At 66.1% G+C, this 24,268-nt stretch carries 16 protein-coding genes and 3 rRNA genes; 15 read left to right on the top strand and 4 right to left on the bottom strand.

Going from position 1 to position 24,268, the window contains the following annotated elements; all coding sequences use genetic code 11:
* Positions 1-2 precede the first annotated feature (2 nt).
* Positions 3-428 (bottom strand): Zn-ribbon domain-containing OB-fold protein, encoded by a 426-nt coding sequence (locus OG975_RS08035; RefSeq protein WP_406336196.1) that lies wholly within the window; start codon positions 426-428, stop codon positions 3-5.
* Between the two features lie 199 nt (positions 429-627).
* On the opposite strand from OG975_RS08035, the gene OG975_RS08030 reads away from it, so the two are divergent.
* On the top strand, positions 628-1,164 hold the full coding sequence (locus tag OG975_RS08030; RefSeq protein WP_406328404.1) for an NUDIX domain-containing protein: 537 nt from the start codon (positions 628-630) through the stop codon (positions 1,162-1,164).
* Positions 1,165-1,257: 93 nt separating this feature from the next.
* On the opposite strand, the gene OG975_RS08025 is transcribed toward OG975_RS08030, so the two are convergent.
* Entirely contained in the window at positions 1,258-3,624 is a 2,367-nt protein-coding gene (locus tag OG975_RS08025; RefSeq protein ID WP_406328402.1) for a TIM-barrel domain-containing protein, read from the bottom strand.
* 213 nt (positions 3,625-3,837) lie between these two features.
* On the opposite strand from OG975_RS08025, the gene OG975_RS08020 reads away from it, so the two are divergent.
* Complete coding sequence (locus OG975_RS08020; protein ID WP_406328401.1) at positions 3,838-5,805, top strand: acetoacetate--CoA ligase; 1,968 nt, start codon at positions 3,838-3,840, stop codon at positions 5,803-5,805.
* Between the two features lie 596 nt (positions 5,806-6,401).
* Positions 6,402-7,295: a hypothetical protein gene (locus OG975_RS08015; protein WP_406328399.1), complete on the top strand. Its 894-nt coding sequence runs from the start codon at positions 6,402-6,404 to the stop codon at positions 7,293-7,295.
* A gap of 69 nt (positions 7,296-7,364) precedes the next feature.
* Here the strand turns inward: OG975_RS08015 and ptsP are convergent, their stop codons facing one another.
* Together ptsP and OG975_RS08005 are read right to left on the bottom strand one after the other, a co-directional pair.
* Positions 7,365-9,035: a phosphoenolpyruvate--protein phosphotransferase gene (ptsP, locus tag OG975_RS08010; protein ID WP_406328397.1), complete on the bottom strand. Its 1,671-nt coding sequence runs from the start codon at positions 9,033-9,035 to the stop codon at positions 7,365-7,367.
* 77 nt (positions 9,036-9,112) lie between these two features.
* Entirely contained in the window at positions 9,113-9,562 is a 450-nt protein-coding gene (locus OG975_RS08005; RefSeq protein ID WP_406328396.1) for a PTS glucose transporter subunit IIA, read from the bottom strand.
* A gap of 690 nt (positions 9,563-10,252) precedes the next feature.
* On the opposite strand from OG975_RS08005, the gene OG975_RS08000 reads away from it, so the two are divergent.
* The 12 genes from OG975_RS08000 to OG975_RS07945 all read left to right on the top strand — a co-directional run bounded on the left by OG975_RS08000 (position 10,253) and on the right by OG975_RS07945 (position 24,254).
* Positions 10,253-11,778: ribosomal RNA gene (locus OG975_RS08000) — 16S ribosomal RNA — on the top strand.
* A 315-nt stretch (positions 11,779-12,093) separates the two neighbouring features.
* Positions 12,094-15,216, top strand: a 23S ribosomal RNA gene (locus OG975_RS07995).
* 86 nt (positions 15,217-15,302) lie between these two features.
* Positions 15,303-15,419 (top strand): 5S ribosomal RNA (rrf, locus tag OG975_RS07990).
* The 16S, 23S and 5S rRNA genes sit together here, the layout of an rRNA operon.
* 165 nt (positions 15,420-15,584) lie before the next feature.
* Positions 15,585-16,193, top strand: a complete 609-nt coding sequence (locus tag OG975_RS07985) for a CDP-alcohol phosphatidyltransferase family protein (protein ID WP_406328394.1) — start codon at positions 15,585-15,587, stop codon at positions 16,191-16,193.
* A 111-nt stretch (positions 16,194-16,304) separates the two neighbouring features.
* Entirely contained in the window at positions 16,305-18,800 is a 2,496-nt protein-coding gene (locus tag OG975_RS07980; protein ID WP_406328392.1) for a sugar phosphate nucleotidyltransferase, read from the top strand.
* A 98-nt stretch (positions 18,801-18,898) separates the two neighbouring features.
* A complete protein-coding gene (locus OG975_RS07975) occupies positions 18,899-19,807 on the top strand; it encodes a DUF881 domain-containing protein (protein ID WP_406328391.1) in 909 nt (302 codons plus the stop codon).
* The gene (locus OG975_RS07970) at positions 19,804-20,136 is read left to right on the top strand and encodes a small basic family protein (protein WP_003988855.1); all 333 of its coding nucleotides are present in this window, start codon (positions 19,804-19,806) and stop codon (positions 20,134-20,136) included. The genes OG975_RS07975 and OG975_RS07970 overlap by 4 nt, the downstream gene beginning before the upstream one ends.
* Before the next feature lie 5 nt (positions 20,137-20,141).
* Positions 20,142-21,020: a DUF881 domain-containing protein gene (locus OG975_RS07965; RefSeq protein WP_406328390.1), complete on the top strand. Its 879-nt coding sequence runs from the start codon at positions 20,142-20,144 to the stop codon at positions 21,018-21,020.
* Between the two features lie 61 nt (positions 21,021-21,081).
* The gene (locus OG975_RS07960) at positions 21,082-22,041 is read left to right on the top strand and encodes an FHA domain-containing protein (RefSeq protein WP_369256552.1); all 960 of its coding nucleotides are present in this window, start codon (positions 21,082-21,084) and stop codon (positions 22,039-22,041) included.
* Between the two features lie 43 nt (positions 22,042-22,084).
* The gene (locus OG975_RS07955) at positions 22,085-22,840 is read left to right on the top strand and encodes a MerR family transcriptional regulator (protein ID WP_406328389.1); all 756 of its coding nucleotides are present in this window, start codon (positions 22,085-22,087) and stop codon (positions 22,838-22,840) included.
* A gap of 86 nt (positions 22,841-22,926) precedes the next feature.
* Positions 22,927-23,400: a bifunctional nuclease family protein gene (locus tag OG975_RS07950; RefSeq protein ID WP_153291781.1), complete on the top strand. Its 474-nt coding sequence runs from the start codon at positions 22,927-22,929 to the stop codon at positions 23,398-23,400.
* A gap of 218 nt (positions 23,401-23,618) precedes the next feature.
* A complete protein-coding gene (locus OG975_RS07945; protein ID WP_406328388.1) occupies positions 23,619-24,254 on the top strand; it encodes a MerR family transcriptional regulator in 636 nt (211 codons plus the stop codon).
* The last annotated feature ends 14 nt before the right edge of the window (positions 24,255-24,268 follow it).

Here is a 24,268-nt window from a genome sequence, read left to right as displayed (position 1 = left end):
CCTCAAGCCGTCACCCCCGTCGGCCGCCAGTGCCACGTCGTCCAGGTCGTCTCCTCGTCCTCGTTCAGCACACCCGGGACGACCTCCACCTCCATGCCCACCGTCAGGTCGGCGACGGTGATCCCGGGAACTGCCTGGCCGAGTACCACAATGCGCTCGGATTCCAGCTCCACAGCGATCAACGCGTAGGGCTCCCAGGAGAGTTCCGGATCGGTCACATAGGGTGACGGCGGCCGGTACTGGCTGTCCGTGTACGACCAGACGCGGCCGCGCCGGGACAGCGGCACCTCGGCCAGTTCGCCGCCCTGGCATCCCGGATTGCGGCAGAAGGCGTCCTCGCGGGGGAAGAAGACGGAGGCGCACGCCGAGCAGCGCGTACCGAGGAGGCGGAATTCGTCGCCTTCCCCGGCGAACCACCCGGCGACCACAGGTGTGCGTGTACGCGACAAGACCCCTCCATGGCACTGGATCTGACGGGACGTCAGAAGTGTGCCACGGGCAGCGGGAATTGGGCAGGCGTCGTGGTGAACCACAGGGGCCGCTCGGGCGTCGGAGTACCTGTGGGGACGGCCGGGGCCCACGGGGGTGGATCCGGCCGTCCCCAAGTGATCGGATACAGTCCGCGGCGTGTCCGCAACCCCGCACCCGCCCGCCCACTTCGCACCGGACTCGCACTGTTCGAGCTGCGGCGCACCCTACGGAGAGGGCATCTCCGGCTGGCCCCGCACCTGCGCCGCCTGCGGCACCGTGGCCTACCGCAATCCGCTGCCGGTCGCGGTGGCCCTGCAGCCCGTGTACGACGCCCGGGGAACCGCTCTGGTCGTCATCACCCGGACCATTGCCCCCGCGCGCGGGGGGATCGCCCTGCCCGGAGGGTTCATCGACCACCGTGAGGACTGGCGGCACGCCGTCGTCCGCGAGCTCAAGGAGGAGACGGGCATCGACGCGGCGAGCCGGGAAGTGCGGCTCGCCGACGCGATGAGTTCTCCCGCCGGGCATCTGCTGCTCTTCGGACTCCTCCCGGAGCGCCCGGCCGCCGAACTGCCGCCGTCCGCCTCCACGGACGAGACGGAGGGCTGGCACCTGCTGCGCAGGCCGGCTGAACTCGCCTTCCCGTTGCACACCTTGGTGGTACAGGCATGGTTCGAGGGGCGGTACGTCTGACGGGCCCGTGGTCCTGAAGACGCGCTCAAGATCCGTGCGTCATCGCTTGCCACCCGTACGCCGCAAGGCTCACCCGGGATGCTCAGGGATCCGTCAACCGGCCCCGAGCCCTCGTACACGCACGGGATACGACGGCTCGCTCAGGCCGCCCTCTCCCTCCCGGTACACCACCACGTGCCGCCCCTCCCAGCGCGTCACATAGCGCTCGATCTCCGGTTCGTCCCACCCGTCGCCCGCGTCCGGCACGACGAGCCCGCCTCCGCTGCGTCCGCGCGCGGGAGCCCACACCTCCAGCTCCAGACCGCCGTCGGCTCCCCGTACGGGCATGACGGCACCCGCGCGCGCCAGCACCGGAATCCGCGACAAGGGGGCATCGACCAGCACCTGCGCCGGCCCCTCGTACGCCGCCTCGGTGACCGTGTCGTACCAACGCCCCCGCGGCAACTGCACGGCCCGCCGGTCGGCCCCGTGGTCCAGTACGGGCGCCACCAGGAGACAGTCGCCGAGCAAAAAGACGTCCTCGCAGTCGCGCAGCGCCCGGTCCTCGGGCGCACCCCACCACACCGGCCGCACATACGGCGCACCGGTGCGGCGCGCCAGATGTGCCAGCGTCATGAAGTACGGGAGCAGACGTCGCCGCTCGACGAGCGCCACGCGCGCGTGCTCCAGGACGTCGTCACCGAACTCCCAGGGCTCTCTGCGCCCCGCCCGCAGACTGGCGTGCGTACGGAACAGCGGCAGGTACGCGCCCAGCTGGAACCACCGCAGATACAGCTCGGGCGACGGGCTCCCGTCGAAGCCGCCCACATCGGGTCCCGAATACGGCACCCCGCACAGCCCGAGCCCCATCACCAGCGACAGCGACGCCCGCAACCCGGGCCAGCCCGTCGCCACATCCCCGGACCAGGTCCCTCCGTAGCGCTGCATTCCGGCCCACCCGGAGCGCGAGAAGAGGAACGGCCGCTCCTGGGGGGCAAGTTCACGCAGACCGTCGTACCCGGCCCGCGCCATGCCCAGCGCGTACACGTTGTGCGCCTCGCGATGGTCTCCGCCGTGCCCCTCCAAGGAGTGCCGGGCCGAACGCGGCAGCGTCGACTCCCCGAACGCCGTGAACGACGTCGGCTCGTTCATGTCGTGCCAGAACCCGGCGAAGCCCTGCGCGAGCCGCTCCTCGTACAGCCCGCCCCACCAGCGCCGCACGCGCGCGTGCGTGAAATCCGGATAGACCGACTCCCCAGGCCATACGACACCCCGCACGAGCCGCCCCGAGGCATCCCGTACGAAGGCGTCTTCGGCGAGGCCGCTGTCGTACACGGCGTTGCCCGGCTCGGCCTTGACCGCCGGGTCGACGATCGACACCAGGCGGATGCCGTCGCGGCGCAACTCCTCGGCGAGCACGGGCAGCTTGGGGAAGTGCTCCCGGTCGACCGTGAACACTTGGTGCGCGTCGTAGTGGTCGATGTCCAGGTGGACCGCGTCGAGCGGAAGACCGCGATCCTGGTAGCCCGCGACGATCCGCCGCACCTCCTGCTCGCTGCCGAAGCCCCACCGCGCGTGATGGTGCCCCAGCGCCCACGCGGGCGGCAGCGCGGGCGCCCCGGTGAGCGAGGCCCACGCGTGCAGCACGCGCGCGGGGGTGCCCACCATCACCCAGCAGCGCAACGGCCCGCCGTCCATCCGCAGCTCGCATGTCCCGGCCCGGTCGTGCCCGGAGCCGGCCCCCTCCTCACCCTCACGCAACGTCACCGTGCCGTCCCACGACGTGTCGTGGAACACGAGATGCGTGGCCGCGTCGGCGACCACCATCTGCACGGGCATGGTGATGTACAGCGGATCGTCACCCGGCCCGAAGGCCTGGCCGGGATCCGTGTTCCACAGCCGGTACATCCCGTCGCGCAGCCGGGGTCCCGCCGCGCGCCCGCCCAGGCCGAAGAACCGCGCGTCGGCCGCCACTTCGGAGCGCTGCATCCAGCGGGCCGTGCCGCCGTCGACGGGCTCCCACCAACGGGGCGGCAGATCACGGCGCAGGATCACACCACCGGGCGTACGCACCTCGACCGCGCCGTGCCGCGAGACCACGACCGTCACGCGTTCGGCCACGACCCGCCAGCCACCGTCCTTGTCGGGCTCCAGGACGACCCGCGGGTCCGGCTCCGGGCAGCGGCCCGCGAGCGCGTACGACGGCTCCGGGCCGACCCCGTCCCAGCCCCAGAAGACCGCCCCGCTCACCGCGACCGTGATCCGCAGCTCGGACCGCGCGAACCGGACGACTCCGCCGCCGGGCTCCGGCTCCACATCTCGCACCGGCCCGGGCACCCGGGCGCGCTCGGCGCCCCGCTGCGGCAACCCGGTGGCGTCGGCACGCCTCCTGCGCCACGCGGCCCGCACGGTGCGCAACCCTTGAGTGGCACCCCCCGAGCCGACTGCCTTCACCGAACGCACCAGGTCACGACCGTCCATGCTGCTCACCCTGCCATTGCCGACGCCATATGGGTGAGTCGTTCAACTCCCGTTCACCCGTGGCGACGCCACATCTTCACGTCGTCGACTATGTGTGGCGCACCCTGGTGCAGAAGTCGATCACATGGCATCGTCCGTGTCAGCCGCGTGACGCGCACACCCCTGCTCGTGCGCGACAGACGCACACGACGCGCACAGTCCGGGAGCCGCCCCATGTCCACCGCGAACCCCTCACCGCTCTGGCAGCCCACTGAGGAACGCATCGCCCAGGCACAGATCACGAAGTTCCAGGCCTGGGCGGCCGAGCACCACGGAGCCCCGTCCGACGGCGGGTACGCGGCGCTGCACCGCTGGTCGGTGGACGAACTGGACACGTTCTGGAAAGCCGTCACCGAGTGGTTCGACGTACGGTTCTCGACCCCCTACGCGCGCGTGCTCGGCGACCGCTCCATGCCAGGCGCCGAGTGGTTCCCCGAGGCGACCCTCAACTACGCCGAACACGCCCTGCGGGCGGCCGAGACCCGTGCGGACGAACCGGCCCTCCTGTATGTGGACGAGACCCACGAGGCGACCCCGGTGAGCTGGTCCGAGCTGCGTCGCCAGGTCGGCTCCCTGGCCGCCGAACTGCGCGCCCTCGGCGTACGCCCGGGAGACCGCGTCAGCGGCTATCTCCCGAACATTCCGCAGGCCGTGGTCGCCCTGCTCGCCACAGCCGCTGTGGGGGGCGTCTGGACGTCCTGTGCCCCCGACTTCGGCGCCCGCAGCGTCCTCGACCGCTTCCAGCAGGTCGAACCCGTCGTGCTCTTCACGGTCGACGGCTACCGCTACGGCGGCAAGGAGCACGACCGCCGCGACACCGTCGCCGAACTGCGCCGCGAACTGCCCACCCTGCGCGCCGTCGTCCACATCTCGCTGCTCGGCACCGAGGCACCCGAGGGCGCCCTGGAATGGTCCTCCCTGACCTCCGCCGACGTGGCGCCCCTTTTCGAGGCGGTTCCCTTCGACCACCCCTTGTGGGTGCTCTACTCCTCCGGCACGACCGGCCTCCCCAAGGCCATCGTCCAGTCCCAGGGCGGCATCCTCGTCGAGCACCTCAAACAGCTCGGGCTGCACTGCGACCTGGGCCCCGAGGACCGCTTCTTCTGGTACACGTCCACCGGCTGGATGATGTGGAACTTCCTCGTCTCCGGCCTCCTCACGGGCACCACGATCGTCCTGTACGACGGCAGCCCCGGCTACCCGGACACGGGCGCCCAGTGGCGTATCGCCGAACGAACGGGAGCGACCCTCTTCGGCACCTCCGCCGCGTACGTGATGGCGTGCCGCAAGGCGGGCGTCCACCCCTCCCGCGACTTCGACCTCGCGCGCGTGCAGTGCGTCGCCACCACCGGCTCGCCCCTGCCGCCCGACGGCTTCCGCTGGCTGCACGACGAGGTCCGCGAGGATCTGTGGATCGCCTCCGTCAGCGGTGGCACCGACGTGTGCTCCTGCTTCGCAGGAGCCGTACCCACACTCCCGGTGTACATCGGCGAACTCCAAGCCCCCGGTCTCGGCACCGATCTCCAGTCCTGGGACCCCAGCGGAAAGCCCCTCACCGACGAAGTCGGTGAACTCGTGGTCACCAACCCGATGCCGTCCATGCCCATCCGTTTCTGGAACGACCCCGACGGCAGCCGCTACCACGACAGCTACTTCGACACCTACCCCGGAGTGTGGCGCCACGGCGACTGGATCACCGTCACCTCACGCGGCTCCGTCGTCATCCACGGCCGCTCCGACTCCACGCTCAACCGCCAGGGCGTGCGCATGGGGTCGGCCGACATCTACGAAGCCGTCGAACGCCTCCCGGAGATCAAGGAGTCGCTCGTCATCGGCATCGAACAGCCCGACGGCGGCTACTGGATGCCTCTCTTCGTGCATCTCGCCCCCGGAGCCACACTCGACGATGCCCTCCTGAACCGCATCAAGCAGACCATCCGCGAACAGCTCTCCCCGCGCCACGTTCCCGACGAGGTCATCGAGGTCCCCGGAGTACCCCACACCCTCACGGGCAAGCGCATCGAGGTCCCGGTCAAACGCCTCCTTCAGGGCGCCACCTTGGAGAAGGCGGTCAACATCGGCTCCGTGGACAACGTCGAACTGCTGCACTTCTACGAAGACCTGGCCCGCAAGCGCGCCTGATCAATCCCCCCGGTAGGTGGCCTCGGACTCGCCGAGCAGCGCAGCGAAGTCCGAGGCCAGGCGCACCGCGTCGGCGGGTTCGAACTCCGTGATCGAGAGGCACACACCAGGCTCCGGATCGCCGACCGGCTGCCGCTCACCCAGTTCCTGACAGCCCTCCAGCTCCTGCGGGCCCTGGCCTCCTCCGCACCGCTGACCCCCGACAACTACGCCTTACACCTGGCCTGTTCTGCCATCGGCAACCTTGGTGACCGCGCCGCCAACGTCCTCACCGAGCTGTATGCCACCCGCGTCTCGTGTCTGGGCGGGGCCGCCACCGCGATTCCGTTCCTCACCGCCGCGGCCGCCGTCTTCACCGGCACCGAGATTCTCCCCGCCACCGTCCCCTGGCAACTCCGCGCAACGCAGCATCGGGCCACTGGCCGTCACCGCGGTCATCGCCACCGGCCCCCTCGGCAGCACCGCATTCAGTGCGACCATAGCCGTGACCTGCTTGTTTCAGCATCGCGTCGTGCGTGATCGCCTCGTCCGCCCGGCATTGTCAGTGCCGCCAGTTACTCTGAGTGAGCATTGATCGACTGCGCACAGGGGGAAACATGGCGCACATCCAGCACCAGACGATGCGACGCGTCCTGCGCCGCGAAATCGCCGGCACCATCGGCCTGTTGACCGACGAACAGGACTTCTCGGCGATGCGGCGCTACCGCACCTTCGCCTTCGACGACCACACGACCTACCTCCAGCAAGTGGAATCCCTGCTCAGGACCCTCGCAGCCCAGGGCAGCCACACCACCGTGGCACTCTTCGACCCCGAGGAGTACGCCGAATTCTGCGCCGAAAGCGGCCTGGAACCCGACGCCCCCGCCAGCCGCTCACGCTTCACCGCTGAACTGGCGGCCACGGGCTCCACGGTTCTGTACGACGGACAGCCCCTCGACGAACTCGTCCCGGCCCTGGTCGACGAGGCCGTCCGCAAGGCCACATGGGAGTACGCGACCACACTCCTGGCCCGCATCGGCAACTGCGCATCCTGCGGCGAGGACATCGGCCGAGCGTCCTTCGCCCGCGCCTCCCACCTGCTCTCCCGCATCATCGACACCGCGGGGCACGGCCACCTGCACCTCGTATGCAGCGTCTCAGCAGCGCCCGAGACGCTCGTCGCCGTACTCCACGCCGATGACGACCCGGCGGGCACCAAGTGCCTCGACGCGTCAGAGGCTCTGGAATTCACCACCGTGCTGGCCCTGGGCATCGCGACAGGGAGCGCCGGGGGACTGGTCATGCGCACCACCGCGCCCGACGCCACCGACCGTGTCTACGGATGGCGCCTGCGCGAGGACGACCTGGAACCCCTGACCGCCGCGGAGGTCTTCGACGCCTACTGCACGGACGCCGACTCCGGAGACCTCGTCTCCCCGGAATCGGGTGTCGACTACTGCGTGCCGCCCGACCTCGGAGAAGAAGGAGAAAGGACGGGCCACACGCACTGAACGCGAAAGGGGTGCGCCACCCGCAGGTGGCGCACCCCTGGACACGGTCGATTCAACGACCTTGCCCGGTCACTCGCCGGACAGCACCGCCTGTGCCGCCGTACGCGCCTCTTCGGCCGTGTCCGCGGCACGCGCGGCCGCGGCGGCACGCTCGCACTGGGCCAGCGTGTACTTGGCGAGCGTCGCCCGGACATAAGGAATCGACGCGGCACCCATCGACAGGGAGGTGACACCCAGACCGGTCAGCACACACGCGAGCAGCGGGTCCGATGCGGCCTCACCGCAGACACCACAGCTCTTGCCCTCGGCCTTCGCCGCCTCGGCGGACAGCGCGACCAGGTCGAGCAGGGCGGGCTGCCACGGGTCCTGCAGACGGGACACCGCACCCACCTGCCGGTCGGCGGCGAAGGTGTACTGCGCGAGGTCGTTGGTCCCCAATGACAGGAACTCGACCTCCTGCAGGATCGACCGCGCCCGCAGCGCGGCCGAGGGAATCTCCACCATCGCGCCGAACTTCGCCTGCAGCCCGGCCGCACGGCACGCGTCCGCGAACGCCTTGGCGTCGGTGCGGTCCGCGACCATCGGAGCCATCACTTCGAGGTAGACCGGCAGGCCCTCCGAAGCCTTCGCGAGCGCCGTCAGCTGCGTACGCAGCACGTCGGGGTGGTCGAGCAGCGACCGCAGACCCCGCACACCCAGCGCCGGGTTGGGCTCGTCGGCCGGAGTCAGGAAGTCGAGCGGCTTGTCCGCGCCCGCGTCGAGCACGCGCACCACGACACGGCCCTCGGGGAAGGCCTCAAGTACTTGCCGGTACGCCTCGACCTGCTTCTCCTCGGACGGCGCCTTCTTGCTGTCGTCCAGGAAGAGGAACTCGGTACGGAACAGACCGACACCCTCGGCACCGGCCTCGACAGCAGCCGGCACGTCCGCGGGACCGCCGACGTTCGCCAGCAGCGGCACCTTGTGACCGTCAGAGGTGGCACCCGGACCCGTCGACGCGGACAGCGCCGCCTTGCGCGCCGCCGCCGCGGCCTCCAGCTGCGCCTTCTTCTCAGCGCTCGGCTCCACGAAGATCTCACCGGTGCTGCCGTCCACGGCGATCATGGTGCCTTCGGCGAGCTCACCGGCACCAGGAAGCGCGACCACGGCGGGAACGCCGAGAGCACGGGCCAGGATCGCGCTGTGACTGGTCGGCCCGCCCTCCTCGGTGACAAAGCCGAGCACAAGAGTGGGGTCGAGCAGCGCGGTGTCCGCGGGCGCGAGGTCACGAGCAATAAGGACGTACGGCTCGTCGCTGTCCGGGACACCCGGCATGGGCACCCCGAGCAACCTGGCGACGATACGGTTCCGCACGTCGTCGAGGTCGGCCACGCGACCGGCGAGGTACTCACCGGCGCCGGCCAGCAGCGCGCGATACGAGGCGAACGCGTCATAGACCGCCCGCTCGGCCGTGCTGCCGACCGCGATACGTCGATCCACATCAGCCATCAGCTCGGGGTCCTGAGCCATCATGGCCTGAGCCTCGAGTACTGCCTGGGCTTCGCCCCCCGCCAGATTGCCGCGCGCAATCAGGTCGGCTGCCACAGCCTCCACGGCCTTGCGGGCGCGCCCCTGTTCGCGCTCCGCGTCCTCCGCAGGGATCTGCTTGGCAGGCGGCTCAAGAACCGCCGTTCCCATGTGCCGAACCTCGCCGATCGCCACACCGTGGCTCACGCCGACGCCTCGCAGCGTTGTCTCCATCTCACCCGTCTCCGATAGTGCGGCGCGTCCCGCCGCCGCGGTGGTTGTCGAACTCGCCGTCTACGACGGCATCGATGTCACTGCCAGCCGAAAAGGACGTCGCCGGCCTTCACATCGCCGTCTTCGCGGACATCGGAGAGAGAGTCGCCCGTGGCCTCGAGTGCCACGATCGGGCACACCGGGGACTTGCCGGCCACCTCGACGGCGGCCGGGTTCCAGCGCACGACGCCCTGGCCGCGCGCCACGGTGTCCCCCTTGTTCACGAGCAGCTCGAAGCCCTCGCCGTTGAGCTGCACGGTGTCGATGCCCAGGTGCGTGAGGACACCGTGGCCCTCGCTGTCGACGACGACGAAGGCATGCGGGTGAAGCGAGACAATGACTCCGTCCACGGGGGCGACAGCCTCCGAGGGCTCACGCACAGGGTCGATCGCCATGCCGGGGCCGACCATCGCCCCGGAGAACACGGGATCCGGTACCGCGGCGAGTCCGATGGCGCGTCCTGCAATAGGGGACGTCACGGTGGTCATGGGAAGCCTCCCAGGGGTGGAGATTTATATGGGCCGTCACTGCCTGTCCCGGACGGCGCACTGTTCAGCAGGGTATGTCATATGAAGTGCCGGTTCCGCATGAGAGGTACCGGTTGGCGGCCGTAGAGCACAGCGCAAACGATTTGCGCCCGCTCCAGGCCCGCATGTACAGTCGTACTCCTGCTTGAGGCCGAGTGACGCGACCAAGCGTCCTTGCCTGGCAGCACCCAACTTGTCAGATCCTATCTCGGGGTCTGGTTCTGCATGTCTGCAGGACCGTGGTCAGAGAGACGGAAAAACACTGGTAGAGTTTGGAACCGCCGGAAAGGGAAACGCGGAAGCGGAAACCTGGAAAGCACCGAGGGAAATCGGACCGGAAACGATCTGATAGAGTCGGAAACGCAAGAACGAAATAAAAACAAAGCAAGACCGAAGGGAAGCGCCCGGAGGAAAGCCCGAGAGGGTGAGTACAAAGGAAGCGTCCGTTCCTTGAGAACTCAACAGCGTGCCAAAAATCAACGCCAGATATGTTGATACCCCGTCTCCGGCCGATCGGCTGGGACGAGGTTCCTTTGAAAAAGTCCTGCCGGACAATGTTCGGTAGGCGCACAGCGAGGACGCTGTGAACCGAGGGGATTATTCCTCCCCTTGGTTCCGCTCTCGTGGTGTCCACCCGATTACGGGTAAACATTCACGGAGAGTTTGATCCTGGCTCAGGACGAACGCTGGCGGCGTGCTTAACACATGCAAGTCGAACGATGAAGCCCTTCGGGGTGGATTAGTGGCGAACGGGTGAGTAACACGTGGGCAATCTGCCCTTCACTCTGGGACAAGCCCTGGAAACGGGGTCTAATACCGGATAATACTTCTGCCCGCATGGGTGGGGGTTAAAAGCTCCGGCGGTGAAGGATGAGCCCGCGGCCTATCAGCTTGTTGGTGAGGTAGTGGCTCACCAAGGCGACGACGGGTAGCCGGCCTGAGAGGGCGACCGGCCACACTGGGACTGAGACACGGCCCAGACTCCTACGGGAGGCAGCAGTGGGGAATATTGCACAATGGGCGAAAGCCTGATGCAGCGACGCCGCGTGAGGGATGACGGCCTTCGGGTTGTAAACCTCTTTCAGCAGGGAAGAAGCGAAAGTGACGGTACCTGCAGAAGAAGCGCCGGCTAACTACGTGCCAGCAGCCGCGGTAATACGTAGGGCGCAAGCGTTGTCCGGAATTATTGGGCGTAAAGAGCTCGTAGGCGGCTTGTCACGTCGGGTGTGAAAGCCCGGGGCTTAACCCCGGGTCTGCATTCGATACGGGCTAGCTAGAGTGTGGTAGGGGAGATCGGAATTCCTGGTGTAGCGGTGAAATGCGCAGATATCAGGAGGAACACCGGTGGCGAAGGCGGATCTCTGGGCCATTACTGACGCTGAGGAGCGAAAGCGTGGGGAGCGAACAGGATTAGATACCCTGGTAGTCCACGCCGTAAACGGTGGGAACTAGGTGTTGGCGACATTCCACGTCGTCGGTGCCGCAGCTAACGCATTAAGTTCCCCGCCTGGGGAGTACGGCCGCAAGGCTAAAACTCAAAGGAATTGACGGGGGCCCGCACAAGCAGCGGAGCATGTGGCTTAATTCGACGCAACGCGAAGAACCTTACCAAGGCTTGACATACACCGGAAACGGCCAGAGATGGTCGCCCCCTTGTGGTCGGTGTACAGGTGGTGCATGGCTGTCGTCAGCTCGTGTCGTGAGATGTTGGGTTAAGTCCCGCAACGAGCGCAACCCTTGTTCTGTGTTGCCAGCATGCCCTTCGGGGTGATGGGGACTCACAGGAGACTGCCGGGGTCAACTCGGAGGAAGGTGGGGACGACGTCAAGTCATCATGCCCCTTATGTCTTGGGCTGCACACGTGCTACAATGGCAGGTACAAAGAGCTGCGAAGCCGCGAGGCGGAGCGAATCTCAAAAAGCCTGTCTCAGTTCGGATTGGGGTCTGCAACTCGACCCCATGAAGTCGGAGTTGCTAGTAATCGCAGATCAGCATTGCTGCGGTGAATACGTTCCCGGGCCTTGTACACACCGCCCGTCACGTCACGAAAGTCGGTAACACCCGAAGCCGGTGGCCCAACCCCTTGTGGGAGGGAGCTGTCGAAGGTGGGACTGGCGATTGGGACGAAGTCGTAACAAGGTAGCCGTACCGGAAGGTGCGGCTGGATCACCTCCTTTCTAAGGAGCATCTAGGCCGCCGAGCTTTGCTTGGTGGTCCAGGGCCATTACGTCGGCACACGTCCGACGGTGGTTGCTCATGGGTGGAACGTTGATTATTCGGCACCGTCAGTCATCTCGGGCTGTGAGTACTGTCCTTCGGGGCGTGGAAAGCTGATCATGAGTGGCGAGGGTGTCGGGCACGCTGTTGGGTGTCTGAAGGTACGGCCGATTACGGCTGCCTTCAGTGCCGGCCCCAGTGAACTCCGGTGGTAACCGGGGGTGATGGGTGGTTGGTCGTTGTTTGAGAACTGCACAGTGGACGCGAGCATCTGTGGCCAAGTTTTTAAGGGCGCACGGTGGATGCCTTGGCACCAGGAACCGATGAAGGACGTGGGAGGCCACGATAGTCCCCGGGGAGCCGTCAACCAGGCTTTGATCCGGGGGTTTCCGAATGGGGAAACCCGGCAGTCGTCATGGGCTGTCACCCATACCTGAACACATAGGGTATGTGGAGGGAACGCGGGGAAGTGAAACATCTCAGTACCCGCAGGAAGAGAAAACAACCGTGATTCCGGGAGTAGTGGCGAGCGAAACTGGATGAGGCCAAACCATATGCGTGTGAGACCCGGCAGGGGTTGCGCATGTGGGGTTGTGGGATCTCTCTTTCACAGTCTGCCGGCTGTGAGGCGAGTCAGAAACCGTTGATGTAGGCGAAGGACATGCGAAAGGTCCGGCGTAGAGGGTAAGACCCCCGTAGTCGAAACATCAACGGCTCGTTTGAGAGACACCCAAGTAGCACGGGGCCCGAGAAATCCCGTGTGAATCTGGCGGGACCACCCGCTAAGCCTAAATATTCCCTGGTGACCGATAGCGGATAGTACCGTGAGGGAATGGTGAAAAGTACCGCGGGAGCGGAGTGAAATAGTACCTGAAACCGTGTGCCTACAAGCCGTGGGAGCGTCGGAGTGCATGCTTGCATGCACTCTCGTGACTGCGTGCCTTTTGAAGAATGAGCCTGCGAGTTTGCGGTGTGTTGCGAGGTTAACCCGTGTGGGGAAGCCGTAGCGAAAGCGAGTCCGAATAGGGCGATTCAGTAGCGCGCTCAAGACCCGAAGCGGAGTGATCTAGCCATGGGCAGGTTGAAGCGGCTGTAAGAGGTCGTGGAGGACCGAACCCACCAGGGTTGAAAACCTGGGGGATGACCTGTGGTTAGGGGTGAAAGGCCAATCAAACTCCGTGATAGCTGGTTCTCCCCGAAATGCATTTAGGTGCAGCGTCGTGTGTTTCTTGCCGGAGGTAGAGCACTGGATAGGCGATGGGCCCTACCGGGTTACTGACCTTAGCCAAACTCCGAATGCCGGTAAGTGAGAGCGCGGCAGTGAGACTGTGGGGGATAAGCTCCATGGTCGAGAGGGAAACAGCCCAGAGCATCGACTAAGGCCCCTAAGCGTACGCTAAGTGGGAAAGGATGTGGAGTCGCAGAGACAACCAGGAGGTTGGCTTAGAAGCAGCCACCCTTGAAAGAGTGCGTAATAGCTCACTGGTCTAGTGATTCCGCGCCGACAATGTAGCGGGGCTCAAGCGTACCGCCGAAGTCGTGTCATTGCAGCAATAGGGCCAACGCCCGCTGTGATGGGTAGGGGAGCGTCGTGTGCCGGGTGAAGCCGCGCCGGAAGGCAGTGGTGGACGGTTCACGAGTGAGAATGCAGGCATGAGTAGCGATACACACGTGAGAAACGTGTGCGCCGATTGACTAAGGGTTCCTGGGTCAAGCTGATCTGCCCAGGGTAAGTCGGGACCTAAGGCGAGGCCGACAGGCGTAGTCGATGGATAACCGGTTGATATTCCGGTACCCGCTGTGAAGCGTCAAACATTGAACCAGGCGATGCTAAGTCCGTGAAGCCGCCCCGGAGCCTTCGGGCAAAGGGGAGTGGTGGAGCCGACGGACCAGACCTGCAGTAGGTGAGTGATGGGGTGACGCAGGAAGGTAGTCCATCCCGGGCGGTGGTTGTCCCGGGGTAAGGGTGTAGGCCGTGCGATAGGCAAATCCGTCGCACATTAAGGCTGAGACCTGATGCCGAGCCGATTGTGGTGAAGTGGATGATCCTATGCTGTCGAGAAAAGCCTCTAGCGAGTTTCATGGCGGCCCGTACCCTAAACCGACTCAGGTGGTCAGGTAGAGAATACCGAGGCGTTCGGGTGAACTATGGTTAAGGAACTCGGCAAAATGCCCCCGTAACTTCGGGAGAAGGGGGGCCATCACCGGTGATTGAATTTACTTCATGAGCTGGGGGTGGCCGCAGAGACCAGCGAGAAGCGACTGTTTACTAAAAACACAGGTCCGTGCGAAGCCGTAAGGCGATGTATACGGACTGACGCCTGCCCGGTGCTGGAACGTTAAGGGGACCGGTTAGTCACTCTTCGGGGTGGCGAAGCTGAGAACTTAAGCGCCAGTAAACGGCGGTGGTAACTATAACCATCCTAAGGTAGCGAAATTCCTTGTCGGGTAAGTTCCGACCTGCACGAATGGCGTAACGACTTCTCGACTGTCTCAACCATAGGCCCGGTGAAATTGCACTACGAGTAAAGATGCTCGTTTCGCGCAGCAGGACGGAAAGACCCCGGGACCTTTACTACAGTTTGATATTGGTGTTCGGTTCGGCTTGTGTAGGATAGCTGGGAGACTTTGAAGCAGGCACGCCAGTGTTTGTGGAGTCGTCGTTGAAATACCAGTCTGGTCGTGCTGGATGTCTAACCTGGGTCCGTGATCCGGATCAGGGACAGTGTCTGATGGGTAGTTTAACTGGGGCGGTTGCCTCCTAAAGAGTAACGGAGGCGCCCAAAGGTTCCCTCAGCCTGGTTGGTAATCAGGTGTTGAGTGTAAGTGCACAAGGGAGCTTGACTGTGAGACCGACGGGTCGAGCAGGGACGAAAGTCGGGACTAGTGATCCGGCGGTGGCTTGTGGAAGCGCCGTCGCTCAACGGATAAAAGGTACCCCGGGGATAACAGGCTGATCTTCCCCAAGAGTCCATATCGACGGGATGGTTTGGCACCTCGATGTCGGCTCGTCGCATCCTGGGGCTGGAGTCGGTCCCAAGGGTTGGGCTGTTCGCCCATTAAAGCGGTACGCGAGCTGGGTTTAGAACGTCGTGAGACAGTTCGGTCCCTATCCGCTGTGCGCGTAGGAATATTGAGAAGGGCTGTCCCTAGTACGAGAGGACCGGGACGGACGAACCTCTGGTGTGCCAGTTGTCCTGCCAAGGGCATGGCTGGTTGGCTACGTTCGGGAGGGATAACCGCTGAAAGCATCTAAGCGGGAAGCCTGCTTCGAGATGAGTATTCCCACCTCCTTGAGAGGGTAAGGCTCCCAGTAGACGACTGGGTTGATAGGCCAGATCTGGAAGCCCGGTAACGGGTGGAGGTGACTGGTACTAATAGGCCGAGGGCTTGTCCTCAGTTGCTCGCGTCCACTGTGTTGGTTCTGAAACCACGAACAACCGTCGTAGCTATGCCACGGCTCCGGTTGACAGTTTCATAGTGTTTCGGTGGTCATAGCGTGAGGGAAACGCCCGGTTACATTCCGAACCCGGAAGCTAAGCCTCACAGCGCCGATGGTACTGCAGGGGGGACCCTGTGGGAGAGTAGGACGCCGCCGAACTCCTTTTAGAGCTCCGGCTCTTGGGCATATCACCCAAGAGCCGGAGCTTTTTTGTTTTCCAGAGAGAGTCCTCCCGACGGTGTCTCCCCCCTCCGCATCGCAGCGTGAAGGCTGCGGGTAGGGTCAGGGGGCATCGTTGGCTCATTTCCCACAGGAGGCCCCCGGGTGGAGGTCCAGGAGACCCGCGTCCAGACGGACCGGGTCCTCACCATCCCGAACATCCTCAGCATGGCGCGCCTTGTTGGCGTGCCCATCTTCCTGTGGCTGATCCTCAGGCCGGAGTTCGGCGGTCCCAAGAGCGACGGTTGGGCGCTGCTCGTACTGATGCTGAGTGGTATCAGCGACTATCTGGACGGGAAGCTCGCGCGGCGCTGGAACCAGATCAGCAGCCTCGGCCGGCTTCTCGATCCCGCAGCCGACCGGCTCTACATTCTGTCCACTCTCGTGGGCCTCACCTGGCGCGAGATTCTTCCGCTGTGGTTGACGGCTGCACTTCTGGCGCGTGAGCTGGTTCTGCTGGTGGTCGTGGCTGTCCTCCGGCGTAACGGCTATCCGCCCCTCCAGGTGAACTTCCTGGGGAAGGCGGCCACCTTCAACCTGATGTATGCCTTCCCGTTGCTGCTGCTCAGTGACGCAAGCGGATGGATCGCGACACCCGCTGCTATTTTCGGATGGGCGTTCGCCGGATGGGGTACAACGCTCTACTGGTGGGCAGGAATCCTCTACGTGGTTCAGGTCCGCCGTCTTCTCAGGGCGGACGCCATGGCCGATTGAGCTCGCCGATTGCGCGGCTGTAGTGGCTCGATGGCCCGCGGACGAAAAGTGCGGGACAATCTGGACGGGTGAAGTCGGCTAGACCGTCTCTTCAAGGAGGACGCTTCCGACATGAAGGCCGTCGTGATGGCCGGAGGCGAAGGCACACGCCTTCGTCCCATGACCTCAAGCATGCCCAAGCCGCTCCTGCCGGTGGTCAACCGCCCGATCATGGAGCACGTGCTCAGGCTGCTCAAAAGGCATGGGCTCAACGAGACCGTCGTTACTGTCCAGTTCTTGGCATCGCTGGTCAAGAACTACTTCGGTGATGGCGAGGAGCTCGGGATGGAGCTCACCTATGCCAATGAGGAGAAGCCACTCGGTACTGCTGGGAGTGTCAAGAACGCCGAGGAGGCGTTGAAGGACGACACCTTCCTTGTGATCTCCGGTGATGCCCTGACCGACTTCGATCTCACCGACCTCATCAATTTCCACAAGGAAAAAGGCGCGCTGGTTACCGTCTGCCTGACGCGCGTACCGAACCCTCTCGAATTCGGTATCACCATCGTGGACGAAGAGGGCAAGGTCGAGCGCTTCCTGGAGAAGCCGACCTGGGGCCAGGTCTTCTCGGACACGGTGAACACGGGTATCTACGTCATGGAACCCGAAGTCTTCGACTACGTCGAAGCCGATGTCTCCGTCGACTGGTCCGGCGATGTCTTCCCTCAGCTGATGAAGGAGGGCAAGCCGATCTACGGCTATGTCGCCGAGGGCTACTGGGAGGACGTCGGCACCCATGAGAGCTATGTGAAGGCGCAGGCCGACGTCCTGGAGGGCAAGGTCGACGTCGAGATCGACGGCTTCGAGATTTCCCCGGGCGTATGGGTCGCCGAGGGCGCCGAAGTGCACCCCGACGCCGTACTGCGTGGGCCTCTCTATATCGGGGACTACGCCAAGGTCGAGGCGGGCGCCGAAATCCGCGAGCACACCGTCGTCGGCTCCAATGTCGTCGTCAAGAGTGGCGCATTCCTGCACAGGGCCGTCGTACACGACAACGTGTACATCGGCCAGCACAGCAATCTGCGTGGCTGCGTCGTCGGGAAGAACACCGACATCATGCGAGCGGCCCGTATCGAGGACGGCGCCGTCATCGGCGACGAATGCCTCGTCGGCGAAGAATCGATCATCCAGGGCAACGTACGCGTCTACCCGTTCAAGACCATCGAGGCCGGCGCCTTCGTCAACACCTCGGTGATCTGGGAGTCGCGGGGCCAGGCGCATCTCTTCGGCGCCCGTGGCGTGTCCGGCATCCTGAACGTGGAGATCACCCCGGAACTCGCCGTGCGCCTCGCGGGGGCGTACGCGACGACGCTCAAGAAGGGCTCCACCGTCACCACGGCCCGCGACCACTCCCGAGGCGCTCGTGCGCTGAAGCGGGCGGTCATCTCGGCGCTGCAGGCCAGTGCCATCGAGGTACGCGACCTGGAGAACGTACCGCTGCCGGTGGCCCGGCAGCAGACAGCCAGGGGCAGTGCGGGCGGGATCATGATCAGGACGACGCCCGGTGTGCCGGACTCCGTCGACATCATGTTCTTCGACGAGCAGGGCGCCGATCTGTCGCAGGGAGGGCAGCGGAAGCTCGACCGGGTGTTCGCGCGGCAGGAGTACCGGCGCGCGTTCCCCGGAGAGATCGGGGATCTGCACTTCCCGGCCAGCGTCTTCGACTCGTACACGGGTTCGCTGCTGAGGAATGTCGACACCACCGGGATCGCCGAATCCGGGCTGAAGGTGGTCGTGGATGCCTCGAACGGCAGCGCCGGGCTCGTGCTGCCCAGCCTGTTGGGCAAGCTCGGGGTCGACTCGCTGACCATCAATCCCGGTCTCGACGAGTCCAGGCCGACGGAGACGGCGGACACGCGGCGGGCCGGTCTGGTGCGGCTCGGTGAGATCGTCGCGTCCGCGCGGGCAGCGTTCGGCGTGCGCTTCGACCCGGTGGGTGAGCGGCTCTCGCTCGTCGACGAGAAGGGGCGGATCGTCGAGGACGACCGGGCCCTGCTCGTGATGCTCGACCTGGTGGCCGCGGAGCGGCGCAGTGGGCGGGTGGCGCTGCCGGTGACCACCACGCGGATCGCCGAGCAGGTGGCGGCGTACCACGGGACGCAGGTGGAATGGACGACCACGTCTCCGGACGATCTGACGCGGGTAGGGCGCGACGAGTCGACGATCTTCGGTGGTGATGGCCGTGGTGGGTTCATCATTCCCGAGTTCAGCGGCGTGTTCGACGGTGCGGCCGCCTTCGTACGACTTATCGGGCTGGTGGCACGGACGCAGCTCACCCTCAGCCAGATCGACGCGCGGATTCCGCGGGCGCACGTCCTCAAGCGCGATCTCGCGACTCCCTGGGCCGTCAAGGGACTTGTGATGCGCCGGGTCGTGGAAGAGGCCGGAGACCGGTTCGTGGACACGACCGATGGCGTACGGGTCGTGGAGACCGACGGGCGCTGGGTGATGGTGCTGCCGGACCCCGCCGAAGCGGTCACGCATCTGTGGGCCGAAGGCCCGGACGACGCGTCCGCGGAGGCCTTGCTCGATGAGTGGGCGGCCGTCGTGGACAGCGCCGGTCGCTGAAACACCACGCACGCGTGCGTGCCGGACAAGTGCCCCCAAAGGGGCCTGTCCGGCACGCCGGTGGGGCCATTCGGAGGTAGTGCCCGCGACGTGCGACGATGTGCGGCATGCCGCAGCAGCCCCCCGTTCGGAGCAGTCCTCCGCGCCCCTCGCGCCCGGACGCCTCCATGTCGCTGCTCACCAACGTCATGGACCACAGCCTCGACGACGGATACGCCGAGGCGGCCGCCCGTAAGAAGGCCGAGGGCGCCGGTGGCATGCCGAAGACGGTGCGGGCGAAGCTCGGTCTCGCGGCCGGTCTCGTACTCGCGGCCCTCGTGGTGACCGTGGGAGCGGCGAACGCGCGGATAGCGGCGCCTGTAGTCGCGAAGGAGCGCCAGGAGCTCATCGACCGCATCGAGCACGAGACCACGGCCGCCGACAAGCTCGAAAGCAATGTGGACACCCTGCGTGCCGATGTGAGCGCGCGGCAGCGTGCGGCGCTCAAGAAGGACGGGGGCGGCGAGCAGGCCGACCTGGTGAGCATTCTGTCGGGTGCCACCGCTGTGCACGGCCCCGGCGTGAAGCTCGTTGTGAACGACTCCAAGGAAGCCAGCACGGGCGGTGACGGCAGCAATCCGCGGGAGACCTCCGGGTTCTCCGACACCGGACGAGTTCGCGACCGTGACATGCAGCGCGTCGTCAACGGGCTCTGGGAGTCGGGCGCCGAGGCCATCGCGATCAACGGACAGCGGCTGACAGCCCTGTCGGCGATCCGGGCCGCGGGTGACGCGATACTGGTCGACAACAAGCCGCTGGTGCCGCCGTACACGGTGCTCGCGGTGGGGGACGGCCAGCGGCTCAGCACCAGGTTCCAGAACAGTGCCGACGGGCTCTATCTGCATGCCTTGCAAGAGAACTACGGCATCCGGACCAGCATTTCCGCCGAGGACGACGTCCGGTTGTCCGCCGCACCGAGTGTGATCGTACGTACAGCACAGCCGAGCACAGAGAAGGGCACATCGTGATCGCCGTACTGGGCCTCGTCGTGGGAGTCGTGGCTGGATTGTTGGTCCGGCCCGAGGTTCCAGCGGTCGTCGAGCCTTATCTCCCGATCGCCGTCGTGGCGGCGCTCGACGCCGTGTTCGGAGGGCTGCGCGCGATGCTCGACGGCATCTTCGACGACAAGGTCTTCGTGGTGTCGTTCCTGTCGAACGTGGTCGTGGCCGCGCTGATCGTCTTCCTGGGCGACAAGTTGGGCGTGGGCGCCCAACTCTCGACGGGTGTCGTGGTCGTGCTCGGCATCCGCATCTTCTCCAACGCCGCGGCGATCCGCCGTCACGTGTTCCGGGCGTGAGGCCGATGAGCAACGAGGACGAGACACCTCAGCCCTCCGAGAGCCCTCAGCCCTCCGGGACCCCGGAGAACCGGCTGCGCAAGGAACTGCCCGATGAGGTGCCCGCCGCGGCTCGCGAGAGTTCCGCGGGGGAGAAGGACGGTGCGGACACCGGACCGTCACTGACCGGCCGTCAGCGACTGGTCAAGGGCGTGTGGCCGCCGCGTGTCACGCGCGCGCAACTCATCGTCGCCGTGCTGCTGTTCGGCCTCGGTTTCGGTCTGGCCGTGCAGGTCGCGTCCAACAGCGACAGCGGCAGCGCCCTCCGCGGCGCGCGTCAAGAAGATCTCGTACGCATCCTCGATGAACTCGACAACCGTACGCAGCGTCTTGAAGACGAGAAGCAGGGTCTCGAAGATCAGCGCACCGAGCTGGAGAACAGCTCGAACCAGGCCGAGGAGGCTCGCAAGCAGACGGTCGAGAAGGAGAAGCAACTCGGCATTCTGGCGGGCACCGTGGCGGCGCAGGGACCCGGCATCAACCTGACGATCAACGACACGAAGGGGACGGTCAAGGCGGACATGCTGCTCGACGCGATCCAGGAACTGCGCGCGGCCGGCGCGGAGGCGATCCAGGTGAACGGCGTACGCGTGGTCGCCAGCACCTATCTGACGGACTCCGGCAGCGGAGTGAAGGTCGACGGGAACAAGATCACCCAGCCCTATCGTTTCAAGGTCATCGGCAAGCCGCAGGACCTGGAACCGGCGCTCAACATCCCCGGAGGCGTGGTGCAGACACTGGAGAAGGAGCAGGCCACCGTCACGGTGGACCGCTCGACGAAGATCGTTGTGGACGCCTTGCGACCGGCGAAGCGGCCTGACTACGCTCGGTCGTCCTCGCAGTGAGCCGGCGCCGCATGGGGGGCGCCCGGCCAGGGCATGAGGTTGCGGGGGGTCGGCGCACCGAATGGGTGGTGCGTGGTGGAAACTGTCTGGTGGTTACGGACGTTGTGAGGATGTCCGGGTCGACCGGTGTGTTCAATCAGGGTTCGTCCTGCCCCACGGGCGGGTCTGTTTCGGTCAAGGGGAATCGCCCGTGAAGTTGTTTGCGAAGTTGTTCGGCAAGAGCGCGCGAGAGGGCAGCGGCGACAATGCGACTGCCCGGCACCGTGCACCACGCCATGGAGACGCGGAGGGCCAGGGCGGCGACCGCCCGCTGTTCCGGGACCAGGTCGGTGACATTTCCGGTGGTCAGGGCGCGCCGTCTGTTGACCCTGCCCAGTCCGGCCGCATAGGTTTCGGGGAACCGTCAACCTCAAGTACGGGTGGAGGGTTCGCCTCCGATCCGTACGCGTCCCATGCCCCTGGGGGGCAGCCGCGGCAGGAGGATCCGTCCATGTCGGCCCTGGTGTGTACGAGGTGCGGTAACCGCAACGCGGAGAACAGCCGCTTCTGTTCCAACTGCGGTGCGCCGCTGCGGGGCGGGGCGGAGCGTCCGTCCGAGACGACGTCCACGATCTCCATTTCGGGCCTTGAGGCCTATGACGCCGAGGTGACGGGCCAGACGCTGTCGCCGATGCTCTCCCCGGAGGCGCAGGCGGCCGTCGACGCGCTGCCGCTCGGCTCGGCGCTGCTGGTGGTGCGCCGTGGCCCGAACTCGGGCAGCCGCTTCCTGCTGGACGGCGAGCTGACCACGGCCGGGCGTCATCCGCAGAGCGACATCTTCCTGGACGACGTGACCGTGTCGCGCCGCCATGTGGAGTTCCGTCGTGTCGCGGACGGCTCGTTCACGGTCGCCGACGTCGGCAGCCTGAACGGCACGTACGTCAACCGTGAGCGGATCGACCAGGTCGCTCTGTCGAACGGCGACGAGGTGCAGATCGGCAAGTACCGGCTGGTCTTCTACGCGAGCCAGCGGGGCATCTGACCCTCCCCCAGACTCCGTCCGGGGGGACTCCCAGGGAATGTCCATGCTTCAAACATCGAGCGGCGGTGCCGGCAGCGGTGCCGCCGCCGCGGACAGTGGGCTGATGAGCATCGGCGTGGTGCTGAACGCGCTGCGTGACGAGTTCCCCGAAGTCACCATCTCCAAGATCAGGTTCCTGGAGTCGGAGGGGCTCATCGAGCCGCAGCGAACCCCTTCGGGGTATCGCAAGTTCAGCGCGCACGACGTCGAGCGCCTCGGCCACGTTCTGAGGATGCAGCGGGACCACTATCTGCCGCTGAAGGTGATCCGCGAGCATCTGGAGGCCCTGGAGCGCGGTGAGCCGGTGCGGCTGCCGTCCGTGGGGCGTCAGCGCGACCCCGGCGAGGGAGAACCGCTCGGGGACCTCTTCGGGGAGCTGGAGGCGCCCACAGCGGCCCGGGTGGGCCGTGCCGAGCTGCTGGCGGCCGCCGAGATCGGTGAGCAGGAGCTCGAGGAGTGGGAGTCGTACGGGCTGATCGCGGCCCTGCCCGACGGTGTGTACGACGCCGAGGCCGTGACCGTCGCCGCGCTCGTGGTCGAGCTGGGGCGGTTCGGGATCGAGCCGCGCCATCTGCGTGCGATGAAGGCCGCGGCCGAGCGTGACGCGGGCCTTGTGGACCAGGTGGTGGCCCCGCTGCGGCGTCACCGCAACCCGCAGACCAGGGCGCACGCGGAGGCCCGTACGAAGGAGCTGGCGGGGCTCACGGTGAAGCTGCACGCGGCACTGGTGCAGACCGCGCTGGGCGTGCGACTGCCCTGACCCGGGGCGCCCGCCCAGGCTGTGGATCGTCCACCCGTTCTGTGCCCGACTACCCAAACGTCCCGGGCACGGCCTAGGGTTGCTGTGTGAACGAGCTCGATGTCGTAGGTGTCCGGGTCGAAATGCCCTCCAACCAACCGATCGTGCTTCTGCGTGAAGTGGGAGGCGACCGCTACCTCCCCATCTGGATCGGACCGGGGGAGGCGACGGCGATCGCCTTCGCCCAGCAGGGCATGGCCCCCGCACGACCGCTGACCCACGACCTGTTCAAGGACGTGCTGGAGGCCGTCGGCCAGGAGCTCACCGAAGTGCGCATCACGGACCTGCGTGAGGGTGTCTTCTACGCGGAACTGGTGTTCGCCAGCGGGATCGAGGTGAGTGCGCGGCCCTCCGACGCCATAGCGCTGGCCCTGCGCACCGGCACGCCGATCTACGGCAGCGACGGCGTGCTCGACGACGCCGGCATCGCGATCCCGGACGAGCAGGAGGACGAGGTGGAGAAGTTCCGCGAGTTCCTCGACCAGATCTCGCCCGAGGACTTCGGTACCAACAGCCAGTGACGCCCTGGAGCGTCGGGCAGCTGCGGGCGGCAATTGCCTGCGGCGCGTGTGGTGCGCCGCGGTCCGCCCCGAGAGCATTCGGCTAGCCTTTCCCCGCGGTGGGGCACGGGAAACCACTCCTAGGGTGATTATCACTCGGCGTGCCGAGTGTGGCGATCGTTGACGCACCCCTGGTGACTGCCTACCGTCGAGAAGGCAGGTCAAGGACGGAGGTCGGCGTGAGAAGCAGCGGCGACGGTACGGCTGGGGGTGCCCCCGGACGCGGTCTGGGGGAGAGCGGCCCGTACCCGCTTCACGGCAGCGCGGCCGATCACGTTCCGCGGCGGCCGACGGCAGTGCCGGGCGAGGGAGGGGCGGTTTCCGAGGAGATCGGTTACCGCGGTCCCACGGCGTGCGCGGCCGCGGGCATCACCTACCGGCAGCTGGACTACTGGGCGAGGACCGGTCTGGTCGAGCCGAGCGTGCGGCCCGCCTATGGCTCGGGGACGCAGCGTCTCTACAGCTTCCGGGACGTCGTCGTCCTGAAGATCGTCAAGCGGTTCCTCGACACCGGGGTCTCGCTGCAGAACATCCGCACCACCGTCCAGCACCTCAGGGAGCGCGGCTTCCGGGATCTGGAGCGGATGACGCTGATGAGCGACGGCGCGACGGTCTACGAATGCACGTCCCCCGACGACGTCCACGCCCTGCTCCAGGGCGGCCAGGGGGTCTTCGGGATCGCCGTCGGCGTGGTGTGGAGGGACGTGGAGAGCGCCCTCTCACAGCTGCACGGGGAGCGCGTGGACACGGGAGAGACGCTCGTCGGACACAACCCCACGGACGAGCTGGCTCGGCGGCGCAACCGGGCCGTCTGAGGGCCTGGCGGGGC

Origin of the sequence: Streptomyces sp. NBC_00203, from assembly GCF_045206325.1 — a bacterium.
In the GTDB taxonomy this organism is placed as follows: domain Bacteria; phylum Actinomycetota; class Actinomycetes; order Streptomycetales; family Streptomycetaceae; genus Streptomyces; species Streptomyces lutosisoli.
The sequence above is the reverse complement of the archived record's forward strand: the minus strand, read 5'-3'. Positions and strand labels throughout refer to the sequence as shown.